16 protein-coding genes are annotated in these 23971 nt (G+C 55.6%); 15 read left to right on the top strand and 1 reads right to left on the bottom strand.

What is annotated here, in order from left to right:
- Positions 1-13: 13 nt before the first annotated feature.
- The 12 genes from D3P08_RS24085 (at position 14) to D3P08_RS24030 (ending at position 18793) form a co-directional block, all read left to right on the top strand.
- Positions 14-751: a ThuA domain-containing protein gene (locus tag D3P08_RS24085; RefSeq protein ID WP_119602688.1), complete on the top strand. Its 738-nt coding sequence runs from the start codon at positions 14-16 to the stop codon at positions 749-751.
- Positions 752-1808: 1057 nt separating this feature from the next.
- The gene (locus D3P08_RS24080) at positions 1809-3491 is read left to right on the top strand and encodes a glycoside hydrolase family 13 protein (protein WP_119602687.1); all 1683 of its coding nucleotides are present in this window, start codon (positions 1809-1811) and stop codon (positions 3489-3491) included.
- Between the two features lie 198 nt (positions 3492-3689).
- Positions 3690-5003: an extracellular solute-binding protein gene (locus tag D3P08_RS24075; protein ID WP_206099002.1), complete on the top strand. Its 1314-nt coding sequence runs from the start codon at positions 3690-3692 to the stop codon at positions 5001-5003.
- 119 nt (positions 5004-5122) lie between these two features.
- On the top strand, positions 5123-6082 hold the full coding sequence (locus D3P08_RS24070; protein WP_119602686.1) for a carbohydrate ABC transporter permease: 960 nt from the start codon (positions 5123-5125) through the stop codon (positions 6080-6082).
- A 12-nt stretch (positions 6083-6094) separates the two neighbouring features.
- Positions 6095-6928 carry a carbohydrate ABC transporter permease gene (locus tag D3P08_RS24065; protein WP_119602685.1) on the top strand — a complete coding sequence of 278 codons (834 nt, stop codon included), beginning with the start codon at positions 6095-6097 and terminating at the stop codon, positions 6926-6928.
- A gap of 34 nt (positions 6929-6962) precedes the next feature.
- Positions 6963-8756 carry a glycoside hydrolase family 66 protein gene (locus tag D3P08_RS24060; protein ID WP_119602684.1) on the top strand — a complete coding sequence of 598 codons (1794 nt, stop codon included), beginning with the start codon at positions 6963-6965 and terminating at the stop codon, positions 8754-8756.
- Between the two features lie 123 nt (positions 8757-8879).
- Complete coding sequence (locus D3P08_RS24055) at positions 8880-10688, top strand: sensor histidine kinase (protein ID WP_162848589.1); 1809 nt, start codon at positions 8880-8882, stop codon at positions 10686-10688.
- A gap of 7 nt (positions 10689-10695) precedes the next feature.
- Positions 10696-12282 (top strand): response regulator, encoded by a 1587-nt coding sequence (locus tag D3P08_RS24050; protein WP_119602682.1) that lies wholly within the window; start codon positions 10696-10698, stop codon positions 12280-12282.
- Complete coding sequence (locus D3P08_RS24045) at positions 12282-13586, top strand: extracellular solute-binding protein (protein ID WP_119602681.1); 1305 nt, start codon at positions 12282-12284, stop codon at positions 13584-13586. The genes D3P08_RS24050 and D3P08_RS24045 overlap by 1 nt, the downstream gene beginning before the upstream one ends.
- Positions 13587-13819: 233 nt before the next feature.
- Positions 13820-15580 carry a CHASE2 domain-containing protein gene (locus D3P08_RS24040; protein WP_119602680.1) on the top strand — a complete coding sequence of 587 codons (1761 nt, stop codon included), beginning with the start codon at positions 13820-13822 and terminating at the stop codon, positions 15578-15580.
- On the top strand, positions 15577-17310 hold the full coding sequence (locus D3P08_RS24035; protein ID WP_119602679.1) for a FecR family protein: 1734 nt from the start codon (positions 15577-15579) through the stop codon (positions 17308-17310). Before D3P08_RS24040 ends, D3P08_RS24035 begins: the two co-directional genes overlap by 4 nt.
- A gap of 1 nt (position 17311) precedes the next feature.
- The gene (locus tag D3P08_RS24030; protein WP_162848588.1) at positions 17312-18793 is read left to right on the top strand and encodes a stalk domain-containing protein; all 1482 of its coding nucleotides are present in this window, start codon (positions 17312-17314) and stop codon (positions 18791-18793) included.
- 73 nt (positions 18794-18866) lie between these two features.
- On the opposite strand, the gene D3P08_RS24025 is transcribed toward D3P08_RS24030, so the two are convergent.
- Positions 18867-20006 carry an HD domain-containing phosphohydrolase gene (locus D3P08_RS24025; RefSeq protein WP_119602677.1) on the bottom strand — a complete coding sequence of 380 codons (1140 nt, stop codon included), beginning with the start codon at positions 20004-20006 and terminating at the stop codon, positions 18867-18869.
- Positions 20007-20215: 209 nt separating this feature from the next.
- Here D3P08_RS24025 and D3P08_RS24020 point away from each other — a divergent pair, with 209 nt between their 5' ends.
- From D3P08_RS24020 to D3P08_RS24010, 3 genes are read left to right on the top strand one after another with little or no spacing between them, the layout of a single operon-like run.
- Entirely contained in the window at positions 20216-21385 is a 1170-nt protein-coding gene (locus D3P08_RS24020) for a type III polyketide synthase (protein ID WP_119602676.1), read from the top strand.
- The gene (locus D3P08_RS24015; protein WP_420819057.1) at positions 21372-22091 is read left to right on the top strand and encodes a methyltransferase domain-containing protein; all 720 of its coding nucleotides are present in this window, start codon (positions 21372-21374) and stop codon (positions 22089-22091) included. Before D3P08_RS24020 ends, D3P08_RS24015 begins: the two co-directional genes overlap by 14 nt.
- 7 nt (positions 22092-22098) lie before the next feature.
- A complete protein-coding gene (locus tag D3P08_RS24010) occupies positions 22099-23295 on the top strand; it encodes an NAD(P)/FAD-dependent oxidoreductase (protein ID WP_119602674.1) in 1197 nt (398 codons plus the stop codon).
- Positions 23296-23971 lie beyond the last annotated feature (676 nt).

Genomic DNA, 23971 nt, shown 5'->3' with positions numbered 1-23971 from the left:
AGGAGGAGAAGCAATGGCAGCGATTAAAGTAACGGTATGGAACGAATATCGGCATGAGAGACAGAACGAGCATGTGGCAAGCATTTATCCGGAGGGCATTCACAATGCGATCGGGAATTATTTGAAAACGCAGGAGCGTATCGAGGTGCGGACGGCGACATTGGATGAGCCCGAGCACGGACTAACCGACGAGGTGCTGGCAAATACGGATGTCCTGATCTGGTGGGGACATTTGGCGCATGGCGAAGTGCGCGACGATATCGTGGAGAAGGTGCGGACGCGCATATTGGACGGCATGGGGCTTATCGTGCTCCATTCCGGACACGGCTCCAAGCTGTTCGAGCGCCTGCTCGGCACGAAGACGGGCACGCTGAAATGGCGCGACGACGGCGAGCGCGAGCGCGTATGGGTGATCGAGCACGGCCATCCGATCGCGGAAGGGCTCGGCGATTATTTTGAAATTCCGAAGGAAGAGATGTATGGAGAGCGGTTCGAAATTCCGGCTCCGGACGAGCTCGTCTTCATCTCTTGGTTCGAAGGCGGCGAAGTGTTCCGCAGCGGCTGCTGCTACCGCCGCGGCAAAGGCAAGCTGTTCTACTTCCGTCCGGGCCATGAGACGTTCCCGATCTACCACCAGCCGGAGGTGCTGAAGGTCATCTCCAACGCCGTCTATTGGGCGGAGCCTGTTGCAGGCGCATCCACCAAGGCCGGCCGCGTCGACCCGATCGAGCCGATCGGGAAGGCGAAGTAAACAGGGCGATTTCGTATAGAACTAGTGAGTAAAGAACAAGTAGTAAAGAACAAGTAGTAAAGAACAAGTAGTAAAGAACAAGTAGTAAGAACAAGTAGTAAAGAACAAGTAGTAAAGAACAAGCTAGTTAAAGACAAAGCGTCTCTCCACGTCGGCCGAACCGGCGCAGGGAGATGCTTTTTTTGTTTTGAGGCAGAACGGAATGAGGAATAAGTCGGCGAGACCGTCTTAAATGTGCGGAATGCGGGGGTTTGGCAGAAAAAAGTCGGCGGGACCGACTTAAATGTGCGGAATGCGGGAGTTTGGCAGGAATAAGTCGGCGAGACCGGCTTAAATGTGCGGAATGCGGGAGTTTGGCAGGAATAAGTCGGCGAGACCGGCTTAAATGTGTGAAATGTGGGAGTTACGTAGGTATAAGTAGGCGAGACCGGCTTAAATGTGAGGAATGCTGGAGCTTGGTGGAACTAAGTCGGCGAGACCGGCTTAAATGTGAGGAATGCTGGAGCTTGGTGGAACTAAGACGGTGAGACCGACTTAAAAGTGCGGAATGCGGGAGTTGGGCGGAACGAAGGCGGCGGGACCGGCTTAAATGTGTGAAATGCGGGGGTTTGGCAGGAATAAGTCGGCGAGACCGGCTTAAATGTGCGGAATGCGGGAATTTGGTGGAACGAAGACGGTGAGACCGACTTAAATGTGCGGAATGCAGGAGTTGGCTGGAATAAGTCGGCGGGACCGACTTAAATGTGCGGAATGCGGGAGTTGGGCGGAACGAAGGCGGCGGGACCGACTTAAATGAGCGGAATGCGGGAGTTTGGCAGGAAAAAGTCGGCGGGACCGACTTAAATGTGCGGAATGCGGGAGCTTGGTGGAACGAAGGCGGCGGGACCGGCTTAAATGTGCGGAATGCGGGAGTTGGGCGGAACGAAGGCGGTGAGAGCAGCTTAACACGCCGGCGTGCGGGGGGTGCACTTTATTCCGCAACATGTGATTATTGCACGTTTCCGCGGGCGGGCGGCTCTTTCATACTTAGAGCATAAGCACGCAAGGAGTGAGCGAGATGAAAAAAGCGTTTTGGAAAGAAGCGGTTGTGTATCAAATCTACCCTCGGAGCTTTATGGATTCGAACGGGGACGGCATCGGCGACTTGCAGGGCATCGCGTCAAAGCTGGATTACTTGAAGGAGCTGGGCGTGGACGTCATTTGGCTGAGCCCGGTGTTCAAGTCGCCGAACGACGACAACGGCTACGATATAAGCGATTACCGCGACATTATGGACGAATTCGGCACGATGGCGGATTGGGAGCAGCTGCTCGAAGGCATACACGGCCGGGGCATGAAGCTGATGATGGACCTCGTCGTGAACCATTCGTCGGACGAGCATGCGTGGTTCATGGAATCGCGGTCGTCCAAGGACAGCCCGTACCGCGATTATTATATTTGGCGCCCCGCGAACGAGAAGGGCGAGGAGCCGAACAACTGGGTGTCGTTCTTCGGCGGCTCCGCATGGCAGTACGACGAGGCGACAGGCGAGTACTTCCTGCACCTGTTCTCGAAGAAGCAGCCGGATCTGAATTGGGAAAACCCGACGCTTCGCAAAGAAGTGTACGATATGATGACGTTCTGGCTCGATAAAGGCATCGACGGCTTCCGCATGGACGTTATCAACTGCATTTCGAAGACACCTGGCTTGCCTAGCGTCGGCGAAGACCGGTACGCGTGGGGCGGCGAGCATTTTATGAACGGTCCCCGCATCCACGAGTTTTTGCAGGAAATGAACCGCGAGGTGCTGTCCAAATACGACATTATGACGGTCGGGGAAATGCCGGGCGCGACGGTGGATCAAGCGAAGCTGTACACGGGCGAGGACCGCGGCGAGCTCAACATGGTGTTCCAATTCGAGCACATGGACGTCGACTCCGGCCCCGGCGGCAAGTGGGATGTGCGGCCTTGGACGCTGAAAGGGCTGCGGGATATTTTGCACAAATGGCAGGTAGGCCTGGAACATACGGGCTGGAACAGCCTGTATCTGAACAACCATGACCAGCCGCGTATGGTTTCGCGATTCGGCGACGCGGAGCGCTACCATAAAGAGTCCGCCAAAATGCTGGCGACGCTGCTCCATACGCTGAAAGGCACGCCGTATATTTACCAGGGTGAGGAGTTTGGCATGACAAACGTCAAATTCCCGTCGATTAACGATTACCGCGATATCGAGACGCTCAATATGTACCGCGAGCATCATATCGAGCAAGGCAAGCCAGAGGCTCAAACCATGGCATCGATTTATGCCAAAGGAAGAGACAATGCACGGACGCCGATGCAGTGGGACGCTTCACCGAACGGCGGTTTTACAACAGGAACGCCGTGGATCGCGTCCAATCCGAACTACGTAACCATTAACGCGGAGCAGTCTATAAACGACCCGGACTCGATCTTCCATTATTATAAGAAGCTCATCGCGCTTCGCAAGCAGCACGCCATCATCACCTACGGCCGTTACGAGCTCATCCTGCCGGAGCATGATGAAATCTATGCCTATACGCGAGAGCTGGACGGCGAATTGTGGCTTGTCATGCTGAACTTCTTCGGCGGAGAGCCCGTATTCGAGCTTCCGGAGCATTTGGCGCATAACGCAAGAGAGCTGATGATCAGCAGCTATGATGATGTCGACGCGGCGCAAGACATCCGACATTTGAAGCTCCGTCCATACGAGGCGAGAGTGTACAAGCTAACGGTATAAGGGAGCTTCCCGGCACCGCTCCGAAAGGGTGTAACATTTACACCCTATCGGAATATCGCACACCATGCCAGGTACAAGCAGCATCCACACACGAGAAAATACGACACGACAATGAGAATGAAAACGGTTACCCCAGATCGTCTCCCGCGAGATAATCAGAATGTAACTACTCAAGAGAACAGAGGGGAGCAATAGAGAATGAAAGCGATGAAAAAATCGGCTTTGGCGGTAATGGCTCTAGTGCTGGTGCTTGTCATGGCGGCATGCGGAAGCGGCAATAATGGCGCGAACAACGCAGCCGACAACGGCACAAGCAACGGCGGAGAAAATAAACCGTCCGGCAAAAAAGTAACGATTGAATATTGGCACACTTACAGCGACGCGGAAGAGAAGGCATTGGTTGAAAAGATCAAGCCTGCATTCGAAGCTGCATATCCGAATATCGAACTGAAGCTGACTCGCATGCCGTATGAAGGCTTGAAGCAGCAAGTAATTGCAGGCGTTGCGGGCGACGCTGCTCCGGACCTGATGCGTATGGACATCGTATGGGTGCCTGAGTTCGCGGCGCAGAACGCGCTGATGGACGTAAGCAAGCTGGAAGGCTTCGAAGAGTTGAAAGCAAGCGTATTCGAAGCTCCGATGGCAACTAACTTCTATAACGGCGGCTACTACGGCGTGCCGGTGAACACGAACACAAAGATCGCGATCTACAACAAAGCGACGCTAGAGGAAGCGGGGCTGACGGAAGCTCCGAAAACAATGGATGAACTGGTTGCCGCGGCTAGAACGCTGAAGGAAAAAGGCAAATACGGCATCGGCGTATCCGGCATTCATGCATGGGGGCTTGGCCCTTGGTTCTGGAGCCTTGGCGGCTCCATCACGAACGAAGATTACACCAAAGTCGACGGTTACCTGAACAGCGAAGCAAGCGTGAAGGCGCTGCAAACAATTGTAGATTGGAACAACGAAGGACTCGTACTGCCGGTCATGCTGGGCGGCGAGCCTGGCACATGGGACGGCATTATTAGCGGCGACTACCTGATGAGCGACGACGGCCCTTGGTTCTACAGCACGAAGATTGCAGAAAAAGAACAAACCGGCTTTGATCCGATGGAGCAAACGGTTAGAGCGCTTATGCCTGCGGGCGAAGGCGGAAGCCGTTCCGTAATCGGCGGCGAGGATCTCGTTATGTTCGCCAACTCCAAGCATCCGGAAGAAGCCTGGACATTCGCGAAGTGGATGCTGACGGAGGAGCCGCAGAAGATGATGGCGGAAACGGGTCTGATCCCATCCAACAAAGCGGCTGCAGACGCTATGAAAACAATGGATATTCCATTCGTCGACACGTTCGTCGAGCAGCTTGAAACGGCATTGCCGCGTACGCCGATCCCGCAATGGGGAGAAGTGGAAGGCATCTTCAACCTAGCGTTCGAGAAAGCGATCCGCGGCGAGCAGGAGCCGAAGGCCGCGCTGGACGAAGCGGTTAAGCAAATCGAAGCGATTTTGAACTAACAAGAAGCAGCGAAAGCGGGAAGGGCGAATTCGCGGGGAGCAGCGGACGCTTCGGCGAAGGAGCCCTTTCCTGACTTAACGCGAACGTGTTTCATCTATTGAAAGGAGGCCTTCAGCTCATGTCCACTTCCATGTTGACGCCGGAGACGAAGCAAGTGCCCGTATCAAGCAAGAACAAATTCAAGCTAGGCCTGCGGCAATGGATGGCTGTGCTGCCCTTCGTGGCAATAGGCTTCATCGGCATCGCCGTATTCGTCATCTACCCGATGATTCGCAACATCATGATCAGCTTTCAAGACTACAGCATTATGCCGAACGCGGCGAATCCGTGGGTTGGCTTCGATAATTATACGAAAGTATTCCAGGATCCGAACGACCGGTTCCTTATCGCGCTTCGCAACACCTTTCTAAACGTACTGGCCACTGTGCCGGTCAACTGGTTTCTCGCGATTTTTTTCGCGGTGCTGATTAACGCTAAATTCGTCAAATTCAAGATTGCGTTCCGCACGATCTATTATTTGCCGATCGTAACCTCGTGGATTATTATCGCACTCTTGTTCAAATACCTATTCGCCGACGGCGACGGAGGCTTTATTAACTACATTCTTCATGCCAAGCTGGGCATCTTATCCGAGCCGATCTCCTGGCGCAGCAACTACTGGTCCGCAATGGTGATGATCTGGCTGTTCCATATTTGGAAGACGGTCGGCTGGGGCGTCGTGATTTATCTTGCCGCGCTGCAAGGCATACCGAAGGACATGTACGAAGCGGCCGACATCGACGGAGCGAATGCTTATCAGAAGTTCTGGCGCATTACGATTCCGCTGCTTAAGCCGATCACGCTGTTTATCGTCATCAATCTGATCAACGGGGCATTCGGTTTCTTCCCGCAGGTTTATTTCATTACGGCTGGCGGTCCGATGAACCAGACGCATGTTATCCCGAGCTTGATTTATATTGAAGCGTTCCAAAATCTGAAGTTCGGTCCGGCGGCTGCAATGGGCGTCATGATGGGACTCTTGGTATTCGTCCTGACGTATACGCAGATGAAAAAAATCGGAAAACAAAAAATGTTTTAAGGAGGAGCGCACATGAAAACATCGTTTATTAACAAGTTCATCGTCTACGCGGTTATCATAGCGGGCGCTCTTCTGTTCGTTTTCCCGTTCATCTACATGATACTGACGACGTTTTTCCAAGGAACCAACACGCTGCCTAAGCCGGATCAAGTATTCTCGGTGAAAGTCAACTTCTCCAACTACGTTACCGTTTGGAACAAAAACAATTTCGTGAACTACTTCATGAACAGCGTCATTGTGACGTCGGTTGCGATGGTGGGCTCCCTATTCCTGGGCGCGTTGACGGCATACGGCTTCGCCAGATTTACCTTCCCGGGCAAGGAGCTGGTATTCCGGATCTTCCTGCTCACGATGTTTATCCCGGGCGTCATCAACATTATCCCGCAGTTCGTCATCATCAAAGATATGGGACTCGTGAACACCTACAGCGGCTTATGGCTCGTCTACATCGCGGGCGGCGTCATCGGCAACGTTTTCTTCCTGCGCGGCTTTTTCGAGAGCATCCCGAAGGAGCTCGAGGAGTCCGTCCTGATCGACGGCGGGGGCAGCTGGCGCATCTTCTGGAACATTTATTTGCCGCAGTCGCTTCCCGCGCTCGGCACACTTGCGATCTTTATTTTCCAAGGCACATGGGAGGAATACTTCCTGGCGCTGACGCTCATCAAGAGCGAAGCGATGCGGACGCTGCCGATCGCGATTCTGATGTTCAACGACAAATATTCGACCAACTACGGCCAAGTGTTCGCGGCATCGATCATCGCGCTTTTGCCGGTCATCCTGCTCTATGTCACGTTCCAAAAAAAATTCGTCCAATCCGGCTTCAACGAAGGCGGCGTGAAGGGCTGATCCCATTATTCGCGACAAGGAGAACAATGAATCGATGAAATCGAACGTATTTCGCACGAAAACGGCCGTAACCTGCGCCGGCGCGCTCGTCCTCGCATCGCTTCTGGCCGGGTGCCTCGGCGGCGGCAAAACCGCCGTCCATCCGCAAGAGGCGGAGAACGGCGATCTGCTTGCTTATGTGACAACCGATAAAGCAAGGTATAATCCCGGCGATCCGGTCCGCTATACGCTTACGATGAACGAGTCCGGGCAGGGCGGCGAGCTGGTCGTCCGCTACAAGCATTTGAACGAGGTTGTGGAAGAGACGACCGTTAAGTGGGACGGTTCGCCGGAGGTGGCTTGGGAGTGGACGCCTGCGCAGGATGATTTCAAAGGCTATATGACGGAAATTTATTTGAAGCAGGACAAAAAAATCGTCGACCACGCGAATATCGCGGTAGACGTCTCCTCCGATTGGGGCAAGTTCCCGCGTTACGGCTATTTGGCCGATTTCCACGCGATGGACGCCTCCGAGCAGGAAGCGGTGATCGACCGGCTGAATCGGTTCCGGATTAACGGCATCCAGTTCTATGACTGGCAGTGGAAGCATCATATGCCGCTGAAGCTGGACGGCGGCGCTCCGGCATCCGAATGGCCTGAAATCGCAAACCGACTAGTCGCCTACGACACGGTGAAAAATTATATCGACCTCGCGCATGAGAGCAATATGAAGGCGATGAACTACAACCTGCTGTTCGGCGCCTTCGAGGATGCGGAAGCGGACGGCGTAAAGCGCGAGTGGGGCTTGTTCAAGGACCCGCTGCTGACGAATCAGGATATGCATCCTCTGCCAGACAGCTGGGCCAGCGATATCCTGCTGATGAATCCGGCGAACGCCGAGTGGCAAAATTATTTGTTCGAGCAGGAGAAGAACGTATTCGAGCATTTGCCGTTCGACGGCTGGCATGTCGACCAGCTCGGCGACCGGGGCAACCTGTACGACGGCAACGCGGACAAAGTCAACCTGCCGGCTGCATACGAGTCGTTCATGAACGCGGCGAAGGAAGCGATCGACGTCGACTACGTCATGAACGCCGTCAGCCAATTCGGGCAGGCGAACATCGCCAAGACGCCGGTGAAATTCCTGTACACGGAAGTATGGGACGCGCATCCGGGATACCGTAATTTGAAGGAAATTGCCGACCAGAATGCCAAGTACGGCAAAGGCGCGCTGAACACTGTTTTCGCAGCCTACATGAACTATGACCACGCCGACTCCAAAGGCGAGTTCAATACGCCGGGCGTCCTGCTGACGGATGCCGTTATGTTCGCCTCCGGCGCGTCGCATCTGGAGCTGGGCGAGAACATGCTGGCGAAGGAATATTTCCCGAACCGGAACCTTTCGATTCCCGCAGAGCTGGAGGACGCGCTGGTCGTCTACTACGATTTCTTGACCGCTTATCAAAATTTGCTCCGTGACGGAACGGCCGAAAAGGAGCTGGAATCGGTTTCGGCGGAAGGGGCGGAGCTGTCGGATACGCCGGAGCTTGGCAAAGTATGGAGCTTCGCCAAGGAAGCGCAAGGCCGGACGATGCTGCATCTGATCAACTTCACGGATGCGACGACGCTTAATTGGCAGGATAACAAGGCCGATCAAGCCGAGCCGATTGAAATTTCGGATCTGAAGCTGACCGTAAAAGCGGACGCCAAGGTGAAGAAGGCTTGGCTCGCTACGCCGGATTATTACAACGGTTCGGCCGTGGAGCTGGACTTCAAGCAGAAGGACGGCGAGGTTACGCTGACCCTTCCGAAGCTGAAGTATTGGGATATGGTTGTTTTGGAATATTAATACAATGCAAGGCGCCTCATGGGGGGCGTCTTTGCGTCGTTCATGCAGCCCTGCATGCAGAGATACGAATGACCATGTATACTAGAAATCCGGACAAAGGACGACGAGAAAGGCGGGATGCGCGTGGCGGAGATATGGCGAAAGCGGATGCGGATGTCTTTTACGGCCAAAATGATTACGGCTTTTGTTCTTGTGATTCTCATTCCTACCTTGTTCACCAGCTACTCCTTCTATGTGGTGTCGGGCTCGACCGTGAAGCGGAATGTGCGGGAGGCTTCCATCCAAATCGCAAAGCAAGGCGCCGATTCCCTGTCCTTCATCTTCAATGCGGGAAGCGACGTATCCGACATGATCTATATCGATTCGCGCATCCGGCATGTGCTGACGAATCAGCCTTCGGGCGGTCTCGATCTCGCGCAGTGGCGGGAGAACGAGGATTATATGAAGAGCTTTTTGAACAACGTCGTTTACTCGAGCTCCTTCGTAAATATCGTATACGTCCTGAAGAATCACGAAACGGGATGGGGCAGCGGCACGTTCTCGCGCATTAAGCTGGCCCGGTATTTCGTCGAGGAGCAGCCGTGGGCCAAGGAAGCGACAGCGCTTGAGGGCGGCCTGGTCTGGAATGCGATTGCCGCGGACCAGCTTAGCAGCGGCGGCGATTATACCGAGATGGTGCTGCCGATCGGGAGGGCGATTACGGATTACGCGAGCGGCGACACGGTCGGTTATATTCTGGTCAATCTGAACGGACGAAAGGTCATCGATAAGATAAAAGAGATGAAGCTCGGCGAGACGGGCGGCTTTCTGGTCGTCAACGATGAAGGGCGGATCATGGTGTCGTCCGACACGGGCAGCATCGGCAGCATCGTGCCGAACAAGGAGCTGCTCGGCCACATTACGGAGGATTCCCATATCGAATTCGAATATAAACAAGGCGATATTCCTTACTACGGCATAAAGCAGCCGCTCAGCAACGGCTGGCAGCTTGTCGGCACGGTGCCCGTCCATGAAATTACGGACCGGCTGAGCGCATTGCACAGCAATATATTGCGGTCGTTCGGCATCTTCACGCTGCTTGGAATCGGCATGGGGCTCGTCATCGCAAGCCGGGTAACGCGGCCAGTCAAACAGCTGACCAGGGGAATGAAGCAGGTGCAGAAGGGCGATCTGAACGTTCGCACCGATGTGCGTACGAATGACGAATTTGGACTGATGAGCCATCAGTTCAACAAAATGATTACCGACATCAACGTGCTGATGGAGCAGGTGACGGAGGAGCAGCAGAGGAAGCAGGAGGCCGAGCTGCGCGCCGCCGTTCATCGGATCAACCCGCATTTCCTGTTCAACACGCTCGGCACGATCCGTTGGCTGATTAAATACGGGCAATCCGAACAGGCCTACGAGGGGATTTCTGCCTTGACCCGGCTTTTGGAAGCCAATATGGGCCGCAAAGGCAATTTCGTCACCATAGCCGAGGAGCTTTCGGTTATCGAAAAATATTTGGTTATCCTTGAGATGCGGTACCATAAACGGTTTAAGCTGAATATTGCGCTTGACCCGGAGGCGGCTGGGCTTCTCGTGCCTCGGATGCTGATTCAGCCGCTCGTCGAAAATGCGGTGTTCCACGGCATCGTGCCTAAGGGCACGGACGGGGAGATTGGCATCGAGGTGAGTCGGGAAGGCGAAGCGGTTATGATTGCGGTCACGGATGACGGGATCGGCTTGCCTCCCGAGAAGGGAGACGTCATCGAATCGGTGGAAAAGGCGGTGAAGGAAGGCCACGCCGGCATCGGGCTCCATCACGTCCATGAATGCGCAAGGCTGTATTTCGGCCTCGGTTCGGGCGTAACGCTTGAAGCGCGGGAGGAAGGCGGCATGCTGGCGAGAATCGTCTTGTATCCGAAAAAAACGCCAAAGCAGGAAGGGTGAGCAGAGCATGTGGAGGGCAATGATTGTGGACGACGAGCCGATTATCCGCTTCGGAATTAAGGCCTCCGTCGATTGGACGCGGGAGGAGATCGAGATCGTCGCCGACTGCGCGAACGGCGCGGAAGCGATGAAGCTGCTGGAGGAGACCCCCGTCGATATATTAATTACAGATATTAAGATGCCGGTTATGGGCGGCCTCACCTTATCGAAGCAGGCGCTTGAGCGTTACCCCGACCTGAAGATCGTGCTCGTAAGCAGCTATAACGACTTTGAATATGTCCGGGAAGGGCTGAAGCTTGGCGTCGCGGATTACATTTTGAAGCATACGCTGGAGCCCGAAGAGCTGCTTCAAGTGATCCGAAGATGCAAGGCGATGCTGGAGACAACGCGTAAAGAACGAAGCTTGCCGGACAGTGAAGAGGATCGCGCGGCCGTGCGGAAGCGTCACGAAGGAGAATTAAAGCTTCATCTGCTCCAAAGAAGCGATCGTCTTCCGGACGGCGGATTTCCGGAATGGCTGAACGGCGAATATGTCGGCCTGGTCCTCATTCTGAACCGGGTGTACTGGATCGAAGAGCAGGAGGGCTATTTGCATAAATCCGTCTTGCTGGAGCAGCTGACAGAGTCATTGCACGAGCACGAACGGGAAGGGCTTGCGGTTCAGACGGGCGAGAACGAGCTGTTCTTTCTCTTGCCGAAGCCGCCTCAGGCCGCCGCATGGGAAGAGGATGCCTGCAGCGCCAGGCTGCAGCGGCTTGCAGGCAAGCTGAAGTCGGAGATCGGGGCGAGCGTCACGATCGGTTACACGCTTGGGCGCGGAGCGGATCGGATTCGAGCCGTCTACGCTGAGAGTCAATCGGCCTCCAACCGGGGCTTCTTCGAAGGAATCGGCATCTACCGCTATCACCCTGACCTGGACGTTCGCCGGAACGGCATAAGGCTGCCTGAGCTAGCCCATGAGATCGCCGAAGCGAGCGGCGAAAAGGCGGCTTCTCTACTGGCCGACTGGCGCAGGGATTGGTCCGGCGGCGGCTGTCCGCCCCTGCAGCTGAAGGAGGAGGCGAGCCGCGTGCTCTCCAATCTGTTCAAGCAGCAGGTCGATCCGTACACGCTGGTCGAGTCGTTTGACCGTCTGTTCAAGTCGGAGACGCTGGAGGAGCTGTGTAAGACGCTGCTGGCCTGTATAGCCGATCTGCGCAAAGCCCGTTCCGACAGCTTCGACGCGATGGGCTCCACCCATCCGATCGACAAGGCGCTGGACTATATCCGCTCCCATTATGTAGAGACGCTGACGCTGCAGCAGGTGGCTGATTATGTTCATGTCAGCAAAAACTACTTTTCGATCCTGTTCAAAAAAGTGACCGGTGAAAATTTTATCGACTATGTCATTAAGCTTCGCGTGCAGCGGGCGAAGGAGCTGCTGGCAGGAGCGGATTTGAAGGTGTACGAGGTTGCGGAGCAGTCCGGGTTCAATGACGTGAAATATTTCAGCAAGCTTTTCAAAAAAATAACGGGCCTGTCTCCGGTTGATTACCGGGAGCAAAGGCATCACGAGGGCAAAGGCAGCGGGACGAAGGAAGGGGGAGACGCGTGATGGCAGCGGTGGTCCGGCGCCGTCTTCTTGCCGGGATCGTCCTCGCGGCGATGACGCTTGGCGGCTGCATGAACAATTCCATTATCGATGTTCCGGAAGCCGTTCAACGGATCGGCGACGAGAAGGAGAAACGGATTGTGATCTGGCATACGTACAGCGATGAAGAGACGATGATTTTCGAGCAGGCGGTCATTCCGGCTTTCGAAGCGGAGTATCCCGATATCGTTGTTGAATCGGTAAGACAAACGCATAATCAAGAGTACCACTCCGCCCTGCTGGCCCGCGCTTCGGCCGGCAAGACGCCCGATATCATTCGCATGGACTACACTTGGATACCGGGATTCGCGCAGAGGGGGCTGCTGCACGCCGTCGATTCGTTCCCGGACTATGAGAACGTGTCGTCCCAGCTGCAAGGCCGAATGCTGGATACGAACCGTTATAAAGGCCATGTCTACGGTCTACCGCTCAATATCACGACGAAAGCGGCGTTATATAACGCCCGTTTGCTGGAGAAGCAGGGCATTGCCGAACCGCCGTCGTCCTTCTCCGAGGTAATAAGCCTGGCCGAAAGCAACGATTATATCATCGGGATGTCGGGCATTGAGCTGTGGAACAGCATCCCTTATTTTTTCTCGCTGGGCGGACGGCTGGCGGATTCCGGTTTTACGAAGACGGACGGTTATTTCAACAGTCCGGAAAGCGTTGCGGCGATGGAGGAATTGCTTCGGCTGTTCCGAGATGGCGTCATCAACCCCTGGATGCTCGAAGGGAGCGCCGATCTCTGGAGCGAGATCTACACTTCAAGCCGCCTGCTTACGATTGATGAGGGCCCTTGGTACTACAGCATTTTGCTGAACAGCTCCAGCGTCGATGTGAATCTGCTTCAGCGCACGACGGTGGCGCCTTTCCCGGGCGGTGGCGAATACCGCTCGATAATAGGCGGGGAGAGCCTCGTCATGACAAAAGACGCGCGGAACAAACCGGAGGCTTGGACGTTCATGAGCTGGATGACCCGAAAGGAGACGCAGCTGAAGCTGATGGAAGCGGGACTGATACCGGCCAACTCGGAAGCGTTCGAGGAAGGAAGAAGCTTAAGCCTGCCGGTGAACAGCTACCTGAACCCGTTTATGGACGGCATCAAAGACGCCTTCTATCGTCCGGCTATACCCGAGTGGAACGAGATCGAGCAGCTGTACGACGCGGCGATGGAGGATATCTTTATTCGGGGCCGGGACATCGAGGAGACGCTGAATGAAGCGTCGGGCAGGATGGACGCCCTATTAAAGAGCCGCGGCAATATTTAAATTAGAAGCTTTCTCTCAATCGTTGGGAGAAGGCTTTTTTGTTTAGGCGCAAAATACGATTTATTTCGACATCGTTTAACAAAAATTAGTTGTAAAACGGGCTTTTATCCTATAGGATAAAATCTGCATATCCTGTGCATGCTGCTAGGTTACTAGGAAAAAAGATAGAGACATTTCATACATATTACCGCATTGGTTCCCGGAGGGCGGGAACAAGAGGGGAGTCAGACGAATTGCGAGTCAAGCTGGGGCCGATATTCGGTTTGCTTACGGCCGTTATGATTTTTTTGATGTACAGGGGGACGCTGGATTCCGTCGATTACTATTTCCAAGATCGGGTCATGCAGCAGGAAAGCGACGTGGACACGCGGATCGCCATTATCGCGATTGACGATCAAAGCCTTCTCGATCTGGGCGCTTGGCCATGGAGCCGGTCGGCGCATGCCATGCTTGTGGACATGCTGTCGGAGGGCAAGCCGGCCGTTATTGCGTTCGACGTCACGTTCCCAGCCCCGACGGAGGATACGGAAGCGGATGCGCAATTTGTCGATGCGGTAAGTAGAGCAGGCAATGTCGTGCTTCCGGTCTATGGCACCTTCCCGCCTTTTGCGGGCAGGGGCTTGATGGAAGCGGAGGCGATATCGGAGCCGTTCGCCGAGCTGAAAGAAGCGGCGGCGGCCACGGGACATATCAATACGATTCCGGACCGCGATAACGTTGTGCGCAGCACCTTGTACCAGTTCCGGTACGGTGACAGCGTCGTAGACAGCTTTGCTTGGACGATTTACCGGATGTTTATGGAGAAGAACGGGGAGAACGCCGAACCTGATAAGCTGCGTCTGGATGACTTCGGCCGCTTCCATATCGATTATACGAACGAGCCGGGCCAGTTCGAAGCGATCCCGTATACGGCCGTGCTGAGCGGCGAAGTTCCGGCGGATTATTTTACGGACCGCATTGTGCTGGTTGGTCCCTATGCCACCGGCTTTAAAGATGAATATTACACGCCGATGTCGGCCAAGACGGCGATGTACGGGGTCGAAATTCACGCCAACATCATTCAGTCGCTTCTTGACGAGCGCATGAAGAGTAAGCTGGATTGGCGATGGGACGCGCTTATTATGGCTCTGCTGGCCGCTCTTTCTTACGGGCTGTTCCGGAAGCTGTGGCTGGGCTTCGCGATCGGGGGCACCGCCCTCGCGGCAGCCGCCTTGCTCTTCGGCGGCAGATACTTGTATCAATCGGGCATTATTTTATCGACAGGTTATGCGGTCCTTCTTCTCGGAGCCTGCATCTTGTTCGCCATCATATACCGCTATGTGAGCGAAAGGCTGGAGCGCCGCAGGGTGACGAATATATTCGGCCGTTACGTCGCGCCGCAAGTCGTCGACGAAATTTTGAAGAGCGGCGACGAAGGGCTGCGGCTCGGCGGGACAAGGCGCGAGCTGACCGTGCTGTTCGTCGATATCCGGGGCTTTACGCCGCTGTCGGAGAAGGCGGAGCCGGAAGAGGTCGTCGGCATCTTGAACGAATATTTGGAGCTTGCGGCGAACTGCATTTTCCAATACGGCGGAACGCTGGACAAATTTATCGGGGATGCGGCGATGGCGATTTATAACGCTCCGCTGCTGCTCGAGAACCATGCGGTGAAGGCGGTCGAGACGGCATGGGCCATGAAGGAAGCGTCATCCGGGCTGCAGCGCAGGCTGCAGGAAAAGTACGGCTTGTCGGTTTCCTTCGGCATAGGCATCCATACAGGGCCGGCCGTATTCGGAAATATCGGTTCGAGGGCGAGGATGGATTATACCGCCATCGGCGATACGGTCAACACGGCGGCGAGGCTGGAAAGCATATCGAAGCCGGGACAGATTATTTTGAGTCAATCCGTTTATGAAAAAGTGAAGGACAGAGCGATTGCCGCTCCGCTCGGAGAAGCGAAGGTGAAGGGCAAGGAGCAAGGGATCGCGATCTATGAATTGGAGGGGTTGAAATGAAGGCATTCAAGCTAGCGCTGCTGTTTACGCTTGTTATTGCTCTGCTGGCGCCGGCTATCGCTATCGCCAAGGATTCCGACATGGCCGGCAAAGTCACGTCCACATCCGGCAAAGCGGAAGTGAAGAAGGGCGGGGGCTCCAAGAAGTTTGCCGCGTTTAAGGGAATGGCCATCGGCAAGGGCGATACGATATCGACAGGCAAGGACGGCAAGCTGACGATGGACCTTGGCAGCGATAAAGAGGTAGTATTTGGCGCCAATACGACTTTGACGGTGTCCGAGCTGACCAAAAGCGCCAAGTCTATGGGAGGGAAAACGAGCATCACGCTTTCCAAAGGCAGCGTCATGATCAAAATCAAGCAGAAGCTGGAGGGCGACTCAAGGTTTGAGGTCGAGACGCCGACGGCGATCATGGGCGTTATGGGCACGGAGTTCACCGTTGCTTACGAGGGCGGAGAAAGCTACGTCGGCGTATTCGAAGGAGCGGTATCGACAAGCTTCGGCGACGGCCTTAGCAGCCAGGAGGTTGTCCGCCCGGGCGAACAGCTGCTGATCGGCACGGACGGCGCGGGAGAGGTCGCTCCGCTCGAGCCTGAAGATCTGCCGCTTGTGGCGCTGGAAGATTATACGGAGCGCATGAAAGATAGCGGCGACGCCGAGCTTGTGAAGAAGGTGCAGGCGCTGCTTGAGACGAAACGCGCGGAAGCGGCGAAGGCGGCGGAGCAGCAGGACGAACCGCGTCCGACCAACATCGTGTATGAGAAGCCGACTCCGGCACCCGTTGTGACACCTGGCCCGACACCTACGCCGTCGCCGTCACCGAGTCCGTCGTCGAGTCCAACATCGAATCCGTCATCGAGTCCATCGTCCAGCCCATCATCGAGTCCGTCGCCGACTCCGGCTCCGTCCGGAGCGCCGGAGTTTGACGCGGAGGCGTTCTATGGCGATTTCTATTCGTATGTGATTGATGAACATACGATTCGCATGCCGTTCACAACCGATGTTGAGCTGGTGCCGAGCTCGAATGAAAATGGGGCTTCGCCGATTAGCGTGACTTTAGGGGAATGGTGTGAGACTTCAGACGGTTATGGTCCGTGTAAATTGGAAGTACAGGGCGTTCAATCGGAGGGGAACGAGCTTGTCATCACGTTAAGCGATCCGATGACCTATTTCGACCATGTGTATGTAGACGTGCGCGCCGGAGCCCTTCGCAACAAGCATTTCCCGGAGAAGGTTCAGACCGAGATTCAATCGGTGCGCATGGCGATCAACGTTCAGTCTCCTAATGAAGGAGAGGAATACCCCTTTATCGAGGGATTCCTTTTTGTCATCGTGACTGAACCTAGCTTGATCAGCTTCAACAAAGAGCATCCGAATTCTACCGGCTATACGGATATTTTTGTCCCTTCGAACTTAGGCTTAGAATCATTGCTGCTCAGCCAGCCGTACATCCTATCGTACTTTATTGATCCTGAATTAGGCGTGTTTGAAGACGAGATTACGGAGTTAACAGAAGATGATTATGAATGGGTAAAGAACGGAAACGGATGGAACCTCCGCCTGTTCGATTCGTTCCTTATCAAATTGAAGCTCGGATGGACTCACGGACTAATCGTTCCGGTTTACATCGACCGTGAAAATGACGCAGCATTATATATCGATATTGAAGTATGCGAGGAATCGGAAAATGCGGCGTGTCCCGCGCCGCCTGCAGAAGGAGTCGGGGTATAGTATGCTGAAACCAATTCAATCACCGGGCAAGAGCGGGTTATCCGCAAGAAAAACAATCGGCAGCGCCTTTCTTGCGGCGCTCGCCCTAGCAATAAGCGTGCCGGTATACGCGTCGCCGGCCGATCCGGCAGCCTCGCGCGGAGGGCATGAGGTCGTGCTCGAGGCCGAAGGGCTTGGAGAGCCATGGGGGCTGGCGGCTGGCAGAGATGGCGGCATCTATGTCGTTAACGCGTTGGGCTCCATCCTGCAATATAAGGATGGGGAAACAAAGGCTGTCGCGGGAATTGGCGAAGAAGGCTTTGGGGATGGTCCGGCTGACAAGGCGGCCTTTCGTTACCCGACCTTTGCCGCGATGAGTGCCGACGGGGAGCTGCTTATCGCCGACACGGATAACCATATCTTGCGCAGACTGGAAGACGGCGAAGTGTATACGACTGCGGGAAGCGGCGCCGCGGGTTACCGGAACGGCCTGTTCCACGAAGCGCGTCTTCATGCGCCATCCGGTTTGGCCGTTGACAAGGAAGGCAACGTATACGTGGCCGACACGCTTAACCATGTCATCCGCCGGATCGGCAAGGACGGCAAAGTCTCGAACTTTGCGGGCTCCGCAAGCGAGGAAGGCGGCTTTATGAACGGGCTTGCCGAATTCGCAAGGTTTAATGAGCCGACCGGGCTTGCTCTTGATGAGAAGGGCGGACTGTTCGTCGCCGATACCGGCAATAATGTCATCCGTTATATTTACAACGGACGCGTCAGCACGTATGCCGGCAAGCTGACGCCGGCAGACGAGTTCACCGGCTACCTGGAGGGCGGGTACCGAAACGGTCCGGCGAAGCAAGCGTTGTTCAATCGTCCTAGAGGTCTTGCTTATGCCGAAGGCGTGCTGTTCGTGGCGGACAGCTTGAACTACCGGATCCGCGCGGTGCAGCCGGATGGCGAAGTCATTTCTTTGGCGGGCGCAAGCGTTCCGGGCGAAGAGGTCGGTACGGGCGATAAAGCGCGGTTCAATCAGCCCTCGGGGCTGTTGTACCTTAACGGCAAGCTATATGTAACGGATACGCTGAACGGTGATTTGAAGTCACTGGCGGTCGAGCCGGAGGCGCTTACTCCGGTAAGAAGCGAAGAGGATATACTGGCGGAGGCGGACTTGCTGCCTGCAGGCGAACAGCCTCAAGTATGGCTGAACGGGCATTTGGTTACGTTCACCGATGATGCCGCGCCGTTCCAGAAAGGCTCCGACATTTTTATTCCCGTAAGGGAGCTGTTTGAAGCGTGGGGCGCGGAAGTGCGGTGGATCGAGGCGGCGCGTTCGATCGAAGTGAGTAAAGGCAAGTGGAATGCGGCGCTGCGCACAATAGGGAATGGCGATATTGCGCTGCGCGGGGGCGTTGCATATGCCGATGCGGAATACGTAGAGGAGCTAGCCGGATTTTTAATGGTCATCGATAATGACAATAACGCGGTAGTTCTGAGCAGCCGGTAACCCGGCAAGCCTTTATACCATAGCAAAGCCACCTTCTGAGCGGATCGGAAGGTGGCTTTTGTTCATGGATGATTTACAAGTCCGATTCTCTGTCTCTTACTTCTAGAAGAAGAGGCAGCTGCTCCATAAAAGCGTCGACGACCCGCGGGTCGAAATGCTTGCCGCGTTCTTCTTGGAACAGCTCGATAATGCGGTCGAGCTCCCAGGCGGGCTTGTACACTCTGGCGCTCCCAAGCGCGTCGAACACGTCGGCCACGGCCGTAATCCGGCCGTAGATATGGATCTCTTCGCCTTTGAGCCCTTGCGGGTAGCCGCTTCCGTCCCATTTCTCATGATGCTGGTGCGCGATAATCGCGGCCGTTTTCATCAGCTCGCGCTTCGAGCTCTGCAGCAAACGATAGCCCGTGACCGTATGGGATTTCATCAGGTCGAATTCTTCATCCGTCAGCTTGCCCGGCTTTTTCAGGACATCATCCGGAATGGCGACTTTCCCTATATCGTGCATAGGCGACGCGCAACGCAGCATATCCGCTTCTCTTTCGCTCATGCCGAGTCCAAGCGCCAGGATATAGGAATACTGAGCGACCCTTCTGACGTGACGGCCTGTTTCCTTGGAGCGGCTTTCGCCGATTTCCCCCATGGAAAAAATAATTTCCTTCTGCGTCTCCAAAATTTCCTCGTACAGCATAACGGATTCCAGCGACTTGCCGGAATAGGAGGCCGCCAAGGTCAGGTATTCCAAATCCTTTGGAGAAAAAACTTCAGCCTTCGTCATTTTGTTAATCGCTTGGTAAGCGCCGATGACGTCGCCTTCGTTATTCCGGAACGGAATCGTCATAATCGCTTTGGTGCGATAGCCTGTCTTCCTGTCGTTCTCGGCATTGTGACGGCTGTCCTTGTAGGCGTCGTCAATGATGATCGGTTCCCCGGAGCAGATGGAAGCGCCAACGAGACCGGAGCCGTAAGGGACGCGAATTTCGCTGACGCCGTGCGCGACCTTCGTGTAAAGCTCTCCCCGGGCGGAATCGATCAGCCAAACGGCGCAGCGGTCAGCGACAACGAGCTCCCGTCCCATGTTCGCCATCAGGATGAGGACGGATTCCAGATTTTTTTCGTTTGCGATTTTGGCCGTATAGTCGAATATGGTCCTTAGCATTTCCTCTGGCGTCAGCTCTTTTTTGTAGGAAACGGTAGAATGCCGCTCGTGCTGCATCGATTAGTCTCTCCTTTGGCATACCGGACTGCGGGCAGGCGCATCCCTGCATTCGATTCTGCCTGTCTGTTAGTTGTATTTTACATGAAACCCCTTCTCCAGCCAATAACGGTTATTGCCTGTTGGAGAGCGGAGGTTCTCTCATAAATTCCGGCTCGTCCGAATATGCTTGTTCTAATCGGTCAGAAACGAAGGAATGAGGGATAACGATGAACGTACAAGCGTTTAACGCGGCGATATGGGGTCTGGGAACGGCGGTACCGCAGCATCGGATGGAGCAGGAGGACACAGCGCGCAGGCTCGTGGAGGCGTTATCGGGGGCGGGACAAACGGATTCCAGCCGGTGGGCGAAACGAATTTTCAAGCAATGCGGCGTAGACTTCCGCTATACGTGCGAGCCCAACCTGCTGGAACCGGCCGCGGATTGCAGGTATTTTCCGAGCGCCGGGAGAGAGGCGGACGAAGTGCCGAAGACAAGCGAGCGGATGGCCGCATACAAGCTCGCGTCCGTGCCGCTTGCCGCGGAGGCGGCTCGCAAGGCGATTGCGGACAGCGGCGTAGACGCCGCAGACATTACGCATCTGATCACCGTCAGCTGCACGGGTCAATATTTGCCCGGAATGGATGCGGCTCTCGTATCGGAGCTGGGTCTTCGCGCTGCGGTCACGCGTTACCCGCTCACGTTCCTCGGATGCGCGGCCGGTCTTAAAGCGGTCAGTCTGTCGAAGGAAATCGTGGAGGGTCAAGGGTCGGCGAAGGTGCTTGTGGTCTGTGTCGAGCTATGTACGCTCCATATCCAGCCGTCGAGCAGCCGCGAGGCGTTGTACGGCGCGTCCTTCTTCGGGGACGGCGCTTCCGCCTGCATCGTAGGCGCCGCGGGCGAAGGGAAGAGCGTAAGCCAATTCGTGTTGGGAGACGCCCGGAGCGTTCTGCTGGAGGGCAGCGCCGGGGAGATGGTATGGGAGGTCGGGGACCATGGGTTTGACCTCTATCTGTCGACATCCATTCCGAAGCTGATCGGCCAGCATGTGCCTGCTGAGGTAGAGCGGCTGCTGGAAGGTATGACGAAGCCGCCGCTATGGGCGATTCACCCCGGAGGAAGAGGTATTGTGGATGTCTTACAGGAGGTGCTCGAGCTGTCGGACGAGCAAACCTCGGCAAGCCGCTCCATTCTGCGGAACTACGGCAATATGTCTTCCGCGACCATCTTGTTCGTGCTGGAAGAGATGAAGCGGAGGCTGTCTGAAGAAAATGCCGGCTTGCAGGAAGGCGTCGCGCTTGCTTTTGGGCCGGGCGTGACTGCGGAGATGCTCCGGTTGACCTACAATCCTAAAGGGGCCGCTGCAAAAAAATGCACAGAGGCTGATGCCTATGCCTAAGATGCTTGCGGCGCGGGAAAGCAGACCGGAGCTGATGGACGACTGGTCGCAGGGCGGTGCGGAGCTGCGGGAGGCGTTCGTTCATTTGCGCAGGTTGAACTCGCTGTTCGGCGCGGCAGGACCGACGTTCTATGGCGTGAAGAGGCTGTGGCGGTCCGCGGGCTGCCCGAAGGAGCTGTCCATCTTGGATATTGGAGCGGGATCGGGCGATGTCAACAGGAAGCTGCTGCAATGGGCGACGGAGGAAGGCGTTCATCTTCGCGTGACGCTTGCGGATATTACGAAGGAAGCGGTAAAGGAGGCAAGCCTCTTTTATTGGAACGAAGCTCGCGTCCACGTGGTGCAGGCGGATTTGTACGAACTGGAGCCGGACTCGGCGGATATTGTGACAGGGACGCAGTTTTTGCATCATTTCTCGGGAACTGAACTCGTGAGAGCGGCCAAGCATATGCTGCAGGTGTCCCGGCTTGGCGTTGTGGTGAACGACATTCACCGCCACTGGCTTCCGTGGTCGGCCGTCTGGCTTGCAACTCGCATGTTGTCCCGCAATCCCTATATCCGGCATGACGGGCCGTTGTCCGTCGCGAAAGGCTTCCGCGCAGAGGATTGGCAGAAGCTGAAGCAAACGCCGGGCATGGAGGGGCTGCACTATTCATGGAGACCTTTATTCCGCTACGTGGTGACGATACCAAAAAATCCGGGGTGATGCGAAAGTGACGTGCGTGTATGACGCTGTCGTGCTTGGAGCGGGCGTTGCGGGGAGCGCGGCGGCGAAGGCGCTCGCTGACTGCGGCTGGAGTACCGCGCTGCTTGACCGCCACCGGTTTCCCCGTCATAAGGTATGCGGGGAATTTCTGTCGCCCGAATCGCAAGGAACGCTTGCCAGGCTAGGGCTGGAGGAAGCGGTGAAGGAGCTTTCGCCGAGCCGGATTACGCGTACGGAGCTTTATATGCACCGAGGAGGGGCGATCGCCATTCCGCTGCCAGGGGCGGCGTATGGGATTAGCCGCTACCTGCTGGACGCGATCTTGCTTCGGGCTGCGGAGACGGCAGGCGTCCTCGTTCGCCAAGGCATGACGGCGCTGTCGGTGCAGCGGCGCGGAGAGCTTTATGAAATTACCGCGCGTACGGGTCATGGTAACGGGACCGAGAAGCTGCTCGCGCGCAGCGTAATCGGCGCATGGGGAGGCGCAGGATTAAAGGGCATTGTCCGGGAGGGGCTAAGCCATGCCGCGGAAAGTTATGTCGGGGTAAAAATGCATTACCGGGCGAGGTCTGATGGGCGAAGCGGCCAGAGCGGTTCTGAGGCCGTCGAGCTGTACTTCTTCGAAGGGGGCTACTTAGGGCTGAACGCGGTGGAGGACGGGAACCTAAATGCCGCGGCTTTGCTTAGGCGAGACGATATCCCCGCATCGCATCGGTCTGTCGCCGCTATGCTGGAGGAAGCGGCGGCCCGCCATCCTCGCCTTCGGGAGCGGATGGCGGACTTGACCGCTTTGCCCGAGACGGCCTCAGCCGTATCGCCGGTTCGGATCAGCCTGCGGCCTGTCCCGTGGGCGGATATGCCGCTCATCGGCGACGCGGTCTGCCGCATCCCGCCGCTCTGCGGCGACGGCATGTCGATGGCGTTGCGCTCGGCGGAGCTGTGCGTCACGTTCGCGGACCGCTATCTGCGCGGCGGACTGACGCTTCCGCAGTGGGAGCGCGCGTATAGCGCGGCCCTTATGCGGGAGTTCCGCCGTCCCCTGCGCTGGGGCAGGCTGGCCCAGGCGCTGCTTGGCTCGCCGCTCCTCTCGCATGCGCTGCCGGGCCTGGCTCGCGCCGCTCCCTGGGCCGCGGCGGGCATGGTTCGGGCGACGAGGCTGAGCGCCAGGGTGCTGAAAAGCCATCCTGAGCTGAAAGGCCAGTGAGCTGCATGGCCATCCTGAGCTGAAAGGCCAGTGAGCTGCATGGCCATTGAGCGATAGGACCAGTAACTTTCTTAGCACCGATGTGGAACCATCCGTAAACATGCTGCAGCTACGTCAATCCTTCTCGTATAAGACGCGATGACAGAAAAATGATGCAATTATGCATCAATTCTTCTCGTAAAGGACGCGATCTCAGAAAAATGATGCAATGATGCATCAATTCTTCTCGTAAAGGACGCGATCACAGAAAAATGATGCAATGATGCATCAATTCTTCTCGTAAAGGACGCGATCCCAGAAAAATGATGCAATTGTGCATCAATTCTTCTCGTAAAGGACGCGATCACAGAAAAATGATGCAATTCTACATCATTTTCTTGACTAGAGTTATATCTGGGCTCAGTTTGCATAAAAATCCTGCAGATTTGCATTAATTTCAAATGAGGAGCTTCAATTCTCATAAAAATCCTGCAGATTTGCATTAATTTCAAATGAGGAGCTTCAATTCTCATAAAAATCCTGCAGATTTGCATTAATTTCAAATGAGGAGATGACGTACAATTGTTTGTGTACCAAGTTTTGGAGTCTATCCAAAACACAAAAAAGTAGAGTATCCTCGGGGTTACCACGCCACCAAGAAGGGACTCTACTCGATGACTATGATACCAGAAAACCA

Origin of the sequence: Paenibacillus nanensis (genome assembly GCF_003583765.1) — a bacterium.
Lineage (GTDB): Bacteria > Bacillota > Bacilli > Paenibacillales > Paenibacillaceae > Pristimantibacillus > Pristimantibacillus nanensis.
Note: the sequence above shows the minus strand (reverse complement) of the source record. Positions and strands in the feature narration are given on the sequence as shown.

Excerpts from the sequence above, each read along its gene's own strand:
- D3P08_RS24080 (WP_119602687.1), top strand. The coding sequence starts at position 1,809 with ATGAAAAAAGCGTTTTGGAAAGAAGCGGTTGTGTATCAAATCTACCCT.
- D3P08_RS24025 (WP_119602677.1), bottom strand. The coding sequence starts at position 20,006 with ATGCAGCACGAGCGGCATTCTACCGTTTCCTACAAAAAAGAGCTGACG.
- D3P08_RS24015 (WP_420819057.1), top strand. The coding sequence starts at position 21,372 with ATGCCTATGCCTAAGATGCTTGCGGCGCGGGAAAGCAGACCGGAGCTG.
- D3P08_RS24085 (WP_119602688.1), top strand. The coding sequence starts at position 14 with ATGGCAGCGATTAAAGTAACGGTATGGAACGAATATCGGCATGAGAGA.
- D3P08_RS24070 (WP_119602686.1), top strand. The coding sequence starts at position 5,123 with ATGTCCACTTCCATGTTGACGCCGGAGACGAAGCAAGTGCCCGTATCA.
- D3P08_RS24065 (WP_119602685.1), top strand. The coding sequence starts at position 6,095 with ATGAAAACATCGTTTATTAACAAGTTCATCGTCTACGCGGTTATCATA.
- D3P08_RS24045 (WP_119602681.1), top strand. The coding sequence starts at position 12,282 with ATGGCAGCGGTGGTCCGGCGCCGTCTTCTTGCCGGGATCGTCCTCGCG.
- D3P08_RS24075 (WP_206099002.1), top strand. The coding sequence starts at position 3,690 with ATGAAAGCGATGAAAAAATCGGCTTTGGCGGTAATGGCTCTAGTGCTG.
- D3P08_RS24050 (WP_119602682.1), top strand. The coding sequence starts at position 10,696 with ATGTGGAGGGCAATGATTGTGGACGACGAGCCGATTATCCGCTTCGGA.
- D3P08_RS24035 (WP_119602679.1), top strand. The coding sequence starts at position 15,577 with ATGAAGGCATTCAAGCTAGCGCTGCTGTTTACGCTTGTTATTGCTCTG.
- D3P08_RS24060 (WP_119602684.1), top strand. The coding sequence starts at position 6,963 with ATGAAATCGAACGTATTTCGCACGAAAACGGCCGTAACCTGCGCCGGC.
- D3P08_RS24030 (WP_162848588.1), top strand. The coding sequence starts at position 17,312 with ATGCTGAAACCAATTCAATCACCGGGCAAGAGCGGGTTATCCGCAAGA.
- D3P08_RS24020 (WP_119602676.1), top strand. The coding sequence starts at position 20,216 with ATGAACGTACAAGCGTTTAACGCGGCGATATGGGGTCTGGGAACGGCG.